The sequence below is a fragment of the Nocardia sp. NPDC056611 genome, from assembly GCF_042792755.1.
GTDB lineage: Bacteria > Actinomycetota > Actinomycetes > Mycobacteriales > Mycobacteriaceae > Nocardia.
Genome location: NZ_JBHTVV010000003.1, coordinates 833,056 through 845,062 on the forward strand (window position 1 = coordinate 833,056; position 12,007 = coordinate 845,062).

Below are 12,007 nucleotides of genomic sequence, written 5' to 3' on the forward strand. Positions count from 1 at the left end.
ATCGCCCAGCAGCTCGAATCCCTGGCATCAGGTTCGTATGCGGTGTGCGAATGTCAGGCGAGGGTGCGGTGTCGGTTGCCCCGACTAGGCTGGCGAGGGGATTTCACGACGTGAGCGGAAGGACGGTGACGGTGCCCGGGGTAGCGGACGCGCTCGACGGTACGGCCCTGTTGAACTGGGGTCGCCACACCCTCACCGCCCTGGAACGCCACCGGGACGAGATCAACGCCCTCAATGTCTTCCCCGTCGCCGACTCCGACACCGGCACCAACCTGTTGAGCACCATGCGGGCGGCCGTCGGCGGGGCCGAAGCCGCGGCCCGGTCGGGCGCTGCCGCCCCGACGGGCGACTCCGACCTATCGGTCCGGGACGCCGCCGACCTATCGGCCCGGGACATCGCGGCCGCCATGGCGCGGGCGGCGACCGTCGGGGCCCGCGGAAACTCCGGGATCATCCTGTCGCAGGTATTGCGCGGTATCGCGGACGCGGTCGCCGAGGGGCCGCTGACCGAGCGGGCGTTGCGGGTCGCGCTGCGGCAGGCGGCGCGGCTGGTGCGGGAGGCGTTGAGCTCGCCGGTCGAGGGGACCATGCTCACCGTGCTGGACCGGGCCGCCGAACGCGCCGCCGATACCACCGAGCGGGATCTGCTGGGGGTGGCGCTGGCGGCGGCGGACGGGGCGGTCAAGGCGCTGGGGGAGACGCCGACCCAATTGGGCGTGCTGGGCGAGGCCGGGGTGGTCGACGCGGGAGCGCGCGGCCTGCTCGTGCTGTTGGACGAATTGGTGGTGGCGGCCGGGGGCAGCGCGCCCGCGCGCCCGGTGTACCGGCGGGGCGCGCCCGAAGGGCGGCCGTCCCGGATCCCGGACCGCGAGGCGCGAAGTACGGAACCCGCGTCCTGGACGGGCGTGAACGGTTCCGGGTCCTCGGCATCACCGAGCCGTTCCGAGTTCTCGGCGGCGGAGGACGAGTACGGCCTCGGTGCGGCCGGTCCGGACGGCGATCACGTCGATCATCCGGCAGCCGCGCACGCCTCCGGCGCATCCGCATCGAATTCCATTGCGGCGGTACTCAATTCGGGTGCGCATGCGCTGCGCTCCGCGGTCGGCGGTGGTGTCCCGCACTACGAGGTGATGTTCCTGGTGCGCGGGACCGAGGAGCAGCGCATCGGCGAGCTGCGGGATCGGCTGGGGGCGCTGGGGGATTCGGTCGTGGTCGTGGGCGACGGCGCGGAAACCTGGTCCGCGCACGTGCATTGCGGGGACGCGGGCGCGGCGGTCGAGGCCGGGCTGGCGGCGGGGGCGTTGAGCGGGATCCGGATCGAGGTGCTCGACGATTCCGGGCACAGGCCGGCGGGAAGGGTCGATCGCGCGATCCTGGCGGTGGCGTCGGGGGCCGGGGCGGTGCGGTTGTTCGAGGACGCGGGGGCGGTCGTGATCGAGGGGGCGGTCACCTCGGAGGTGCTGCTCGAGGCGATTCGGAGAATTCCGCATCGGGAGGTGCTGGTGCTGCCGAACGGGGCCTTGCCCGCGCACGAGCTGGTGGCGGTGAGTGTGGCGGCGCGCGACGGGCAGCGGGAGGTGTTGATGCTGCCGTGCGCGTCGATGGTGCAGGGGCTGGCGGCGCTGTCGATGCACGATGCCGGACGGGTCGCGGCCGATGACGCGTTCGCCATGTCGGAGGCGGCGGCCGGAACCCGGTGGGGTGCGTTGCAGGTTGCGCCGGAGCGCGCGCTGACCATGGTGGGGATGTGCGCGGCGGGCGACGGGCTCGGGCTGGCCGGCCACGATGTGGTGGTCATCGATTCCGATGTGCGGGCCGCCGGTCGTACGCTGCTGGACCGAATGCTGGGCCTGGGAGGGGAATTGGTGACCATGCTCGTGGGCGGCGATGCGCCCGAGGGCCTTTCCGACGACTTGACCGCGCATGTGGCGGCGGGCTTCCCGGGTGTGGAAGTGGTGGTGTACCCGGGCGGTCAGACCGGTGACCTGGTGCAGATCGGGGTGGAATAGATGGCGACGCTGGCTGATCGGCTCGATCACGTGCTCGGGGTGAAGGCGGCGGAATCGCTGCAGGAGCACTTCGACATGCAGACCGTCGAGGATCTGCTGCGGCACTATCCGCTGCGCTACGCCACCCAGGGGCAGCCGCTCACCGAGGAGCAGCCGGAGGAGGGCCAGCACATCACGGTGATGGGCCGGGTCACCAAGACCGATCTGCGCCCGATGAAGAACCGTCGCGGCAGCCTGCTCAAGGTGAACCTGGACACCGGCGGCCCGCGCCCGGTGGAGATCACCTTCTTCAATGGCGACAAGGTCCGCTATCTGGTGAAAGACGGTGTGCGGGCGATGATGTCGGGCACCGTGCACTGGTGGCGGCCGGACCGCTGGAACCTCTCGCACCCCGACTATCTGATCCTGCCCGAGCAGGGCGAGTCGATCGAGAACCTCACCTCGGTGCGCGGCGGCGGCGCGTTGCGCGGCCTGGCACAGACCGCGAAAGGCGCGGGGGGAGTGGATGTCTCGTTCTTCGAGCGCGAGTTCATCCCGGTGTATCCGTCGACGGCGAAGGTGCAGAGCTGGGATCTGCTGCGCTGCATCCGGCAGGTGCTCGATCAGCTGGACCCGATCGACGACCCGCTCCCGGAATCGCTGCGCACCGAGCATGCGCTGCTGCCGGTGTCGGACGCGCTGCGCCTGATCCACCTACCCGAGCACAAGGCCGATATCGAGGCCGCCCGCGGCCGGCTGCGTTTCGACGAGGCGATGGCCCTGCAGCTGGTGCTGGCCGAGCGCCGCCATCAGACCGAGGGCCGCACCGCGAAGCCGTGCCCGCCGCGCACCGACGGCATCGCCGCCGCCTTCGACAAGCGGCTGCCGTTCGAGCTGACCGAGGGTCAGCGCGCGGTCATCGACGAGATCTCCGCGGACCTGTCGCGTCCGCACCCCATGCATCGGCTGTTGCAGGGTGAGGTGGGTTCGGGCAAGACCATCGTGGCCCTGCACGCCATGCTGCAGGCGGTGGACAACGGTCAGCAGTGCGCCCTGCTCGCCCCCACGGAAGTCCTTGCCGCCCAGCATTATCGGTCGCTGTCGAAGATGCTCGGCGATCTGGGCACGGCGGGGGAGCTGGGCGCGGACGAGAACGCCACCAAGATCGTGCTGGTGACCGGTTCCATGTCGGCGGGGCAGAAGAAGGCCGCTCTGCTGGACGCGGTGACCGGTGACGCCGGTCTGGTGATCGGCACCCACGCCCTGATCCAGGACAACGTGGAGTTCTTCGACCTGGGCATGGTGGTGGTCGACGAACAGCACCGGTTCGGTGTCGAGCAGCGGGATGCCCTGCGCGCCAAGGCGAAAGGCGCGGCGAGCCCGCACCTGCTGGTGATGACCGCGACGCCGATTCCGCGCACCATCGCCATGACCACCCTCGGTGATCTGGAGACCTCGGTGCTGACCCAGCTGCCGCGCGGCCGGTCGCCGATCACGTCGAAAGTCGTTCCCGCCAAGGTGAAACCGGCGTGGGTGGATCGCGCGTGGGAGCGCATCCACGAAGAGGTGTCGCAGGGCCGGCAGGCGTACGTGGTGTGCTCGCGCATCGGCGACGAGGAGGAGAACGGGAAGGGCAAGGGCCGCAAGGCGAAAGCCGAGGAGGAGAAGGAAGGCCCCACCACCCATTCCGCCGTCGACATGTACGAGATGCTCGCGGCGGGCCCGTTCAAGGGCCTCCGCGTGGGCCTGTTGCACGGCCGGCTGCCCGCGGACGAGAAGGACCGCGTCATGCGGGATTTCAACGACGCCGAGATCGATGTGCTGGTCTGCACCACGGTGGTCGAGGTCGGTGTCGACGTCCCGAACGCCACCGTCATGGTGATCGTGGACGCGGACCGCTTCGGTGTCAGCCAGTTGCATCAGCTGCGTGGCCGGGTCGGGCGTGGCAAGCACGCGGGCCTGTGCCTGCTGATCACCGAGACAAATCCGATGGGGACGGCCATGGCCCGCCTGGAGGCGGTCGCGGGCACCACCGACGGCTTCGAACTCGCGGTCCTGGATCTCAAACAGCGTCGCGAGGGCGATGTGCTGGGGTCGGCGCAGTCCGGCACCGCCCGTAGCCTGCGCCTGCTGTCGCTGCTGGACGACCTCGAAGTCATCACCGCCGCACAGGAAGTGGCGCGTGAGATCGTGTCCTCGGATCCGGGCCTGAAGAACCATCCGGGTCTGGCGGGCATGATGCGCGCGGCCGTGGACGGCGAACGTCTGGAGTATCTGGCCAAGTCCTGACGGACTATTCGGCGGTGGCGTCGTCGGGGGTCAGCCCGGCGAGTTCGCGCCACCGCGCCATCTCCTCCTCGTGCGAGCCGGACAGCGTGGCCTCGGTGACGTCCACCGCGGCGGCGTCGTCGCTGTCGCCGTCGCGGGTGAGCAGCATCAGCGGCCAGCTCGGTTCGTCGGTGTGGGCCGGGCCGAACGGCTGCCAGTCCCAGGGCCCGCCGAAGCGCCAGGCGCGGCCGGAGGAGTCGGCGACCTCGTCGCCCGGTTCGAGGAAAGCGTAGGGGCGGAACCGCAATTCGACGGTCCGGGGGATGCCGTCGTCGGGATCGAACACCGGTTCCCGATCGGTTGCTCCGGGCTCGTCGGCGAGACCGGCACGCAGGTAGGCGATCTCCCGGCGCGGCCGGGGCAGCCGGCCGGTGGCGCGCGGCGGTTCGTGCTCGCGCAGCCCGGTCACGCGGACCAGGGTCGGCGGAATCCCGACTCGGCACGGCGCGTCGGCCGCGAGTTCGCCGTCGGCGGGCCGGATTCGGAACAGCTCGTGTTCCCAGCCGGGTGCGCCGGGTTTGGTCGGCACCGTGACCACGCCGTTCCAGCCGTCGCCGTCGGGATCGTCGGCCCACCAGGGCCATTCGACGCGGACCTGGTCCGCCGCCAGCTCGGTGACCCGCGCCGCGGTGAACGGACAGGACAGCTCGAGGATGTCACCGACCCGGTATTCGAACGCCACAGCCACCGAACCTAGCCCGTCCGTGGCGTGGACGTCCCCTTCGCCGGGCTAAACGGCGGCGGGGAATTCGTCGGCCTTGACGCCCTCGATGAAGGATTCCCACTCGCGCACGGTGAAGAGCAGCACCGCGCCGTTGCTGCCCTCCTTGCTGTGGGCGACCACGATGCCGCGGCCGGGCCAGTAGCCGACCTGCACGCAGCTGCCGTTGGCGCCGCCGACGGTGCTGGTCCGCATCTGCAGTCCGTCCGGCAGATCTGCCTTGGTAGTCATGAGCGGGTTCCCTTCGTCCTTTCACAGTCGGGTTCGGACGCGAGGCGAAGAAGAGCAGCCGGGGTCCTCGATGCGGGACAACGCCGTCTGGCATCGGCTGACGCGGTTCACACTACCGGCTCGGTGCTGGAAGTGTGCCCGGTATCGGCTGTCAAAATGGTGACCCGTCATGGGGATTCAGAGTGGTGTTCGCCCGTACGGGGATTCGGCGAATTCGCCCGTACGGGCACCCGGGTTCGGCGCGGAACAGGTCACACCTCGAGGTCTTCCTCGATGCCCTTGAGGCGGTGGCGGGCCATGGCCAGGTTGGCCCGGGCGCGGTCGAGCGCCAGATACAGGAACAGGCCCTTGGATTTCCGTCCGGTCATCGGCCTGATGATGTGGTACTGGCTGCTCAAGGTGATGAGGACGTCCTCGATCTCCTCCTTGATGGCGAGCTGGTCGATGGTGCGCATCTTGGCCCGCACCACCTCGGTGTTGCCCGCGGCGGCGACCTGGAGGTCCAGCGCCTTCGAGCTGCCGAGCATGCCGAGCGCCATGCCGCTGTTGTAGTCGACCACGGCCGCGCCGATCGCGCCGTCGATCACCATCATGTCCTTCAGTGCGATATCCATGTTGGACATGGGGTTTCCTTTCAATCGGTGTTTCACTTGGGGTTCGAAGTCTGTGTTCCGGGCGGCAGCGCGGCGGCGGGATCGGCGTCGCCGGTGACGGCCGCGAGATGGTCGGCGATGGCCCGGGCGGTGGGTCGCGATTCCAGGTGCACGCGGCCGATATTCGTGCCGGGCCCGGCGAGCACGGTGAGCGAGGCGGTCCAGCCCACGGCGTAGATGACGACGTCGCCGCTCTCGCCGTGCACCACCACCTCGTGGAAGCCGCCGCCGTGCGCGGTCGCGGCGAGCCGGTGCGAGAGCGAGAGCTGTGCGGCGGTGAGCGCCGCCATGCCCGCCGGCTCGATGTGCGCGGGCAGATCGTGTGCGATGAGCAGCCCGTCGGTGGACGCCACCAGCGTGCCGGTCAACTGCGGCACCCGGTCCCGCAGCGCCTTCAGCTCCCTGTGTACCTGCGTGTTCGGTTCTGGGCCGGACATCGCCACTTTGGTCAACCTTCCTATCAATTCGCCGAGCCGCCTTCGCCGCGCGGTCACGCGAGCTCCTCCAAGGCCGCCTCCCTATCCGTTCGCGGTCATGCCAGTTCCTCCAGTGCCGCCCGTAGCCGGATGAGGACGTCCCGGTCGGGCGGTTCCCAGCGGTCGGGGACGGCGACCGCCGCGGCCTGCCGCACCCGGCGGCGCAGCGGCGGGGCGGAATTCGTTGCCGCCGCGGAGTTCTCGTCCGCGGCGGGGGATGGTTCGGCCGGTGCCCGGTCCGGCTCGGCGACGGCGCCGATGTGGTCGGCCAGGGCCACCATGACCGGCGCCTCGATCAGCCCCGCCGCGGTGAGTTCGCGCACCGCGAGCAGGCAGCCGTAGGTGGTGCGGCCCAGATCCTCGGCGAGCCCGCTGATGCTGCGGCGGGCGTCGACCGCGGCGAGCACTTCGGCCTGGCCGCCGGTGAGCACCACCCGCCGCCGCTGCACCCGTCGCACCGGGACCACGGCGACGCGATCCACCAGCTCCACCGGCCACACGCCCGCGGCCGGGTCGCCGCGGCGGGCGCATTCGTGGATGAGCGCGCCCGGGGTGATGCGGCAGGCGTGGGCCAGCCAGTGCGCCGGCTCTTCCCGGAACTCCACCCGGGCGGGCGCGGCCAGCAGTAGGTAGGCGGCGTCGAAGACCGACAGCAGCGCAAGGGTTTCCAGCCGCGGGCCGGTCGGTAGCTGGTCGGGGGTTCCGGACCGGGCGCGGCGCCAGCCCTCGGCATCGGTGAGCCCGGCGGTTATCGCCAGGCGATCGAGTCCGGTGGTGCGCCGGCAATCGGCGGCCACGATAGCGCCCTCGACGAGATGAAATGCGCCATCGCCCACGGTGAGTACGCCGGTGCCGCGTTGCTGTTCCAGCCGCCGCAGTTCGATGACAAGTTCACTGTCCATGATCATCCTCGGAGAATTCGGCGAGAATTATCCGCAGCTGGTACCTGGCCATGGCGAGATTACCGGTGTCGCCGTCGAAGAGAACGTGCACGAATAGCCGTCCGTCGAAATCACCGTCGATCAAATTCAGCAGGTGATATCCGCCGGTTCCGCACACGATGATCTCGGTGATGTCGTCGCCGGGGCGGCCGGTGGCCATGGCCGGGGAGGTGAGCACCGAGCGCACGACATCGGTTGCGGCAGCAGCGTCTTCGTGTTGATCGACGACGTCGTGGCGGCCGGCGGCGGCGATGGCCAGCCCGCTCGCGCCGTCCACGAGGGTGACGCTGCATGCACCGGGAATGTCCATGATGCGTTTGAGGCATCCGTCGATACCGATCACTGCCGCCCACCGCTTGTTCCGAGAAATCTTCGAGCGAATCCAGACGCTACACAGGATGGGCGGGAGATGGGGAGCAAACGCCGGATTAATCCGGGTAACTCATGATTTTCCAGGTGCGCGATCAAGAATACTAGACAGTATTAATACCTTTCGGTATTTGATGCAATCGGGCGAAATGGATATCCAAAATGGGTGAGGGCAAGCATGATGCAAGCCCCGCTTCCGGCTCTCCGGCCTCAGCGGGGCAGACGGGGGTACGGCAGATCCGAACTGGTGTGCTCGTCGATCGCCAGCGGCCGCCCGATCTGTGGGAAGGCGCGCTGGGCGCAGGACGGGCGCTCGCACACCTTGCAGCCCGCTCCGATGGGTACGGCCGCGGCGGGATCCTCGATCTCCAGACCGCGTGAATAGACCAGGCGGTCCGCGTATTCGATATCGCAGCCCAGTCCGATGGCGAATTCCCCTCCGGCGCCGCCGAACCCGCTCGGCGTGGGCGCGGTGGTGCGGGCCACCCACAGGTAGCGCCGTCCGTCGGGCATGGACGCCACTTGCGACAGCATCCGGCCGGGCTGGTCGAAAGCCTCGTGCACCACCCACAGCGGGCAGCTGCCGCCCACCCGGGAGAAGTGGAACGCGGTGGCGGACTGGCGTTTCGAGATATTGCCCGCCCGGTCGCTGCGGATGAGGAAGAACGGCACCCCGCGCTGCCCCTGGCGTTGCAGCGTGGCCAGGCGGTGGCAGACGGTCTCGAAGCCGACCTCGAAGCGCAGCCCCAGCAGGTCGATGTCGTAGTGCAGTTCCTCGGCCGAGCGCAGGAACTTGCCGTAGGGCAGGATCAGCGCGCCCGCGAAGTAGTTGGCCAGCCCGATCCGGGCCAGCGTGCGGGATTCACCACTGAGGACGGGGTTCTCGTCGAGCACCTCGTCGAGCAGGGCGCCGTGCAGCAGGAAGGCCAGGGTGGCGGCGATCTGGAAGGCGCGCTGTCCGGGCCGCAGCCGGCGGGCCAGGGTGAGCGTGCGGGTCTCGGGTTCGTAGTGGCGCTTGGGGATGTTCGGGTCGGCCCCGTCGCCGCGCACCAGGACGGTGACGCCCGCGCGTTCCTCGGCCACCCGCGCCAGCTGGCGGTCCAGGGAGCCGATGGTCAGTCCGCTCTCCTCGAACAGCCGCTCGGCGGCCAGGTCCAGCTGGGCGATGTGATTGTGGTGATCGTAGAAGAAGTCGCGCACGTCCTCGTAGGGCATCGCGACGCCGGGCACGCCGGCGGGGGTGGCCACCTTGGAGGACAACAGATCCAGCTGGTCGGTCGCGGCCCGTAGTCGGCGATGCATGGCCACAACGATTTTCGCGACCTCGGGCATGCGGGTGGCCAGATCCTCGACCTCGGCCACCGGCGCGGCATTGCCGCCCGCGGCCTCCACCAGGATCTCGTGCAGGTCCGAGACCAGCCGCGCGTCGGAGTCCGCGGCGAAGAACTGCACGTCCAGGTCGAAGGTGGAATTCAGTTTGAGCAGCACGGGAATCGTGAGCGGTCGCTGATCACGCTCGAGCTGGTTGAGGTAGCTGGGCGACAGGTCCAGGGATTTGGCCAAGGCCGCCTGGGTCATCCGCCGTTCCTCGCGCAACCGCCGTAGTCGGGCCCCCGCATACATCTTGCGCACGTGGGGGATGGTACCGATTCGGCTTCGCAAACATCGCAATTTGAGGAGACTCGCGGTGATTTCGCCGACGCTGCGTGGTGCTTCACCGTGCCGTCCAGCATGCGTAGCATGCGAATTCGAGACTACCGGCGGTTTTGCGCGCGAGTGCCCATCGTACGACCAACGCCACGCCGACGGGCTGGAACGGCGGTCGGAATGTGCCCCGAAATCGGCGCGCTCACCCCAGAATCAGGTGAACCTGGAGTTCGCCGACCAGGAATCCGAGCACCGCCCCGATCGCGACCAGCTTCCATTCGTCCTGCTTGAAGGCGGGGCGCAGCAGGCCCTCGTACTCGTCGTCGGACAACTGCTTGGTCTTCTCGATGACCAGACTGCGGACATCGAGGGCCTCGATGGCGTGCTGGTCGAAACCGGAGTGGGCGGCGGCCTTGATGTGGTCGAGGACGAAGGTGACCGCGTCGCGTTCGATGGCGGTGTAGCTGTCACCCGCGACCATCATGACCAGCGGGCGGGCCGGGCCGGTCTGGAGTTCCAGGAACTCGCTGACGTGGTGGCTCAGCAGGGATGCCAACCGGTCGGCTCGTTCGCCGTGGAGGACGGCCTCGAGAATGCGTGCGGGGGTGAGGATCTCGGTGGCGATCAGGTCGCCATAGTCGGTGCAGACCTGCTCGCGCCGCTTGTGGAACAGGCCCTGCCACTTGAACGGTCCAATACCGATCGGGCGGATCGGACGGAAGATCATCTGCAGCGCCAGCCAGTCGGTGAGCAGTCCGGTGAAACCGCCGAACGCGGGCATGAGCAACGGGTTGTGGGTCAGCGACCAGGTGAACATCTGCACGAAACCCAGCACGGTGCCGAAGATCAGCCCGGAGCGCACGATGAAGCGCAGCTCGTTGTTGCCGACCCGGCGCACCATCTCCACCAGCAGCGACTTGTCGTCGACCAGGGCGCTGATGGCCATGCCGCGCAGGTCCATCACCTGGTCGATATTGGTGCGCAGGTCGAAGACGATGTCCTCGATCAGGTGCGGCAGATCCCGTTGCGCGCGTTCGATGATGGCGCGTTGCGCGGCCTCGGGCATGTTCACCCACAGCCGCGGCTCGTGTTTCATCATCATGGTGCGCACCATGTGGTCGACGCCCGCGTCGAGGGGTTCGCGCAGGCGTGTGGTGAGTTCGCCGATGTCGATGCGGGCGATGATGTCCTGCGGATCGATCAGCTTGCCGAACATGAGGTCCACGGCGATGGTGGCCATGCGCGGCGCGGAGCGGGGGATGACGCCCTGCCAGCCCAGCCACGGCGGGATGCCCTTGAACTCGAGCGGCTTCATGAGCATCTGCACGGCGACGATCTTGGTCACCCAGCCGATGAGCGCCGCGACGAGCGGGATGGAACAGTACAGCAGCCAGTGGTCGGCGAAATCCGCGATCACGACCCGCTCGGCCCCTGTGCCCTGGTTGCCATGCCCTGCTCCTCGATGCGACTATTCGTACCCAGCCGTACGGCTATTTGTCGCGGCTCAGGCTAGGAGACCGTGGTGCCCACAGGCAAGACCGAGAGTTCGCCCCCCACCCAGCGGGTGGTGGCGATCGTGGAACTGCTCGCCGCCCAACGCGACTCGCTCACCGCCGCCGAGATCGCCGACACCCTCGGCTTGAACCGCTCCACCGCGGGCTCCATTCTGGCCGCGCTCGCCGACCGGGGCTGGGTCCGCCGCCTCCCCAACCTCAGCTACGAACTGGGCGGCCGCCTCGCCGCCATCGGCGCCCGCGCCGCCGCGGGCCGCCATGATCGTGCCTGGTTGGAGCGCGAATTGGAGGAACTGGCCGACCGTGTGAATTGCGGCGCCGCCCTCACCGCGCTCAGCGGCGGCCACCTCAAATTCGTCGCCGTCACCCGCGACCGCCTCACCATCGGCATGGAATCCGGAGTCCGCATCCCCCTGCTGGCCCCCGCCGGCGCCGCGATCATCGCCCACACCGGCAAGGCCCGCCAACGCGACTGGCTCGATACCCGCGGCACCGAACGACGTGACGAATATCGCGCCGTCCTCGACACCCTCCGCGCCGCCGGCTACTGCGCCTGGCGCCTCGAACCCGACAGCCTCCCCGGCCTCCGCGTCCTCTCCGACGTCGCCACCCACCTGGCCGAACACCCCGGCGACAAGGACCTCCGAGGCCGAGTCCTGGCCCAGCTGGCCACGTTCGGCGGCAGCGCCTACGACCAGCCCACCTTCGACTCCGAAGCCACCCTCCCCCTCAGCTACATGAGTGCCCCGGTTTTCGACGACAGCGGCCACGCCGTCATGGAACTCCAGATAGGCCCCCTCCGCCCCGACGTCACCCTCCCCGAACGCCGCCACTACCTAGCCGAACTCTCCGCCGCCGCCCGCCGCATCGGCGACGGCCTGGAATCGATCCCCGCCCGAACCCACCGCTTCCCCTCCTGACCCGCCGCCGCGGTCAGCCCTCACCCCACACCACCGCCTGCGCGGCGATAACGGCGACACCGTTGAACGTGACGGCGGGCGAGCCGTGCAGGCGATAACCCTGCTCCAGCAACGCGCTGATCCGCTCGCAGAACGTCGCGTCATCGGGGCCGGTGATCAAGCGGTAGCGCAACAGAGGCCGGTCGGTCATCGCGCCAGCCTAGAACGGCGCCTCGTCGG

At 69.2% G+C, this 12,007-nt stretch carries 12 protein-coding genes; 3 read left to right on the forward strand and 9 right to left on the reverse strand.

What is annotated here, in order from left to right; genetic code table 11:
- The first annotated feature begins 110 nt into the window (after positions 1 to 110).
- Together ACFRAQ_RS20360 and recG are read left to right on the forward strand one after the other, a co-directional pair.
- Positions 111 to 2,009: a DAK2 domain-containing protein gene (locus tag ACFRAQ_RS20360; protein WP_379101729.1), complete on the forward strand. Its 1,899-nt coding sequence runs from the start codon at positions 111 to 113 to the stop codon at positions 2,007 to 2,009.
- A complete protein-coding gene (recG, locus tag ACFRAQ_RS20365; RefSeq protein WP_379101731.1) occupies positions 2,010 to 4,277 on the forward strand; it encodes an ATP-dependent DNA helicase RecG in 2,268 nt (755 codons plus the stop codon). It abuts the gene before it with no gap.
- Positions 4,278 to 4,281: 4 nt separating this feature from the next.
- On the opposite strand, the gene ACFRAQ_RS20370 is transcribed toward recG, so the two are convergent.
- The 8 genes from ACFRAQ_RS20370 to ACFRAQ_RS20405 all read right to left on the reverse strand — a co-directional run bounded on the left by ACFRAQ_RS20370 (position 4,282) and on the right by ACFRAQ_RS20405 (position 10,771).
- Positions 4,282 to 4,998 (reverse strand): hypothetical protein, encoded by a 717-nt coding sequence (locus tag ACFRAQ_RS20370; RefSeq protein ID WP_379101733.1) that lies wholly within the window; start codon positions 4,996 to 4,998, stop codon positions 4,282 to 4,284.
- A 48-nt stretch (positions 4,999 to 5,046) separates the two neighbouring features.
- Positions 5,047 to 5,268: a DUF397 domain-containing protein gene (locus ACFRAQ_RS20375; protein WP_357097547.1), complete on the reverse strand. Its 222-nt coding sequence runs from the start codon at positions 5,266 to 5,268 to the stop codon at positions 5,047 to 5,049.
- Between the two features lie 251 nt (positions 5,269 to 5,519).
- A complete protein-coding gene (locus ACFRAQ_RS20380; protein ID WP_357097545.1) occupies positions 5,520 to 5,891 on the reverse strand; it encodes a hypothetical protein in 372 nt (123 codons plus the stop codon).
- Between the two features lie 23 nt (positions 5,892 to 5,914).
- Positions 5,915 to 6,358 carry a roadblock/LC7 domain-containing protein gene (locus ACFRAQ_RS20385; protein ID WP_357097543.1) on the reverse strand — a complete coding sequence of 148 codons (444 nt, stop codon included), beginning with the start codon at positions 6,356 to 6,358 and terminating at the stop codon, positions 5,915 to 5,917.
- Between the two features lie 95 nt (positions 6,359 to 6,453).
- Positions 6,454 to 7,299: a hypothetical protein gene (locus ACFRAQ_RS20390; RefSeq protein WP_379101736.1), complete on the reverse strand. Its 846-nt coding sequence runs from the start codon at positions 7,297 to 7,299 to the stop codon at positions 6,454 to 6,456.
- Positions 7,289 to 7,681, reverse strand: a complete 393-nt coding sequence (locus ACFRAQ_RS20395; protein ID WP_357097539.1) for a hypothetical protein — start codon at positions 7,679 to 7,681, stop codon at positions 7,289 to 7,291. The genes ACFRAQ_RS20390 and ACFRAQ_RS20395 overlap by 11 nt, the downstream gene beginning before the upstream one ends.
- Positions 7,682 to 7,917: 236 nt before the next feature.
- On the reverse strand, positions 7,918 to 9,339 hold the full coding sequence (locus ACFRAQ_RS20400) for a short-chain fatty acyl-CoA regulator family protein (protein WP_379101738.1): 1,422 nt from the start codon (positions 9,337 to 9,339) through the stop codon (positions 7,918 to 7,920).
- Between the two features lie 217 nt (positions 9,340 to 9,556).
- Positions 9,557 to 10,771 (reverse strand): DUF445 domain-containing protein, encoded by a 1,215-nt coding sequence (locus tag ACFRAQ_RS20405; protein WP_379101740.1) that lies wholly within the window; start codon positions 10,769 to 10,771, stop codon positions 9,557 to 9,559.
- A 105-nt stretch (positions 10,772 to 10,876) separates the two neighbouring features.
- Between ACFRAQ_RS20405 and ACFRAQ_RS20410 the strand changes: the two genes are divergently transcribed.
- Positions 10,877 to 11,788, forward strand: coding sequence for a helix-turn-helix domain-containing protein (locus ACFRAQ_RS20410; RefSeq protein WP_379101742.1), 912 nt, complete (start codon positions 10,877 to 10,879; stop codon positions 11,786 to 11,788).
- Between the two features lie 13 nt (positions 11,789 to 11,801).
- On the opposite strand, the gene ACFRAQ_RS20415 is transcribed toward ACFRAQ_RS20410, so the two are convergent.
- Positions 11,802 to 11,978: a DUF1737 domain-containing protein gene (locus ACFRAQ_RS20415; RefSeq protein WP_379101744.1), complete on the reverse strand. Its 177-nt coding sequence runs from the start codon at positions 11,976 to 11,978 to the stop codon at positions 11,802 to 11,804.
- Positions 11,979 to 12,007: the final 29 nt, after the last annotated feature.

What these genes read in the sequence shown, in the direction of transcription:
- ACFRAQ_RS20380 (WP_357097545.1), bottom strand. Translation starts at nt 5,891, where the DNA reads ATGTCCAACATGGATATCGCACTGAAGGACATGATGGTGATCGACGGC.
- ACFRAQ_RS20415 (WP_379101744.1), bottom strand. Translation starts at nt 11,978, where the DNA reads ATGACCGACCGGCCTCTGTTGCGCTACCGCTTGATCACCGGCCCCGAT.
- ACFRAQ_RS20390 (WP_379101736.1), bottom strand. Translation starts at nt 7,299, where the DNA reads ATGGACAGTGAACTTGTCATCGAACTGCGGCGGCTGGAACAGCAACGC.
- recG (WP_379101731.1), top strand. Translation starts at nt 2,010, where the DNA reads ATGGCGACGCTGGCTGATCGGCTCGATCACGTGCTCGGGGTGAAGGCG.
- ACFRAQ_RS20385 (WP_357097543.1), bottom strand. Translation starts at nt 6,358, where the DNA reads ATGTCCGGCCCAGAACCGAACACGCAGGTACACAGGGAGCTGAAGGCG.
- ACFRAQ_RS20375 (WP_357097547.1), bottom strand. Translation starts at nt 5,268, where the DNA reads ATGACTACCAAGGCAGATCTGCCGGACGGACTGCAGATGCGGACCAGC.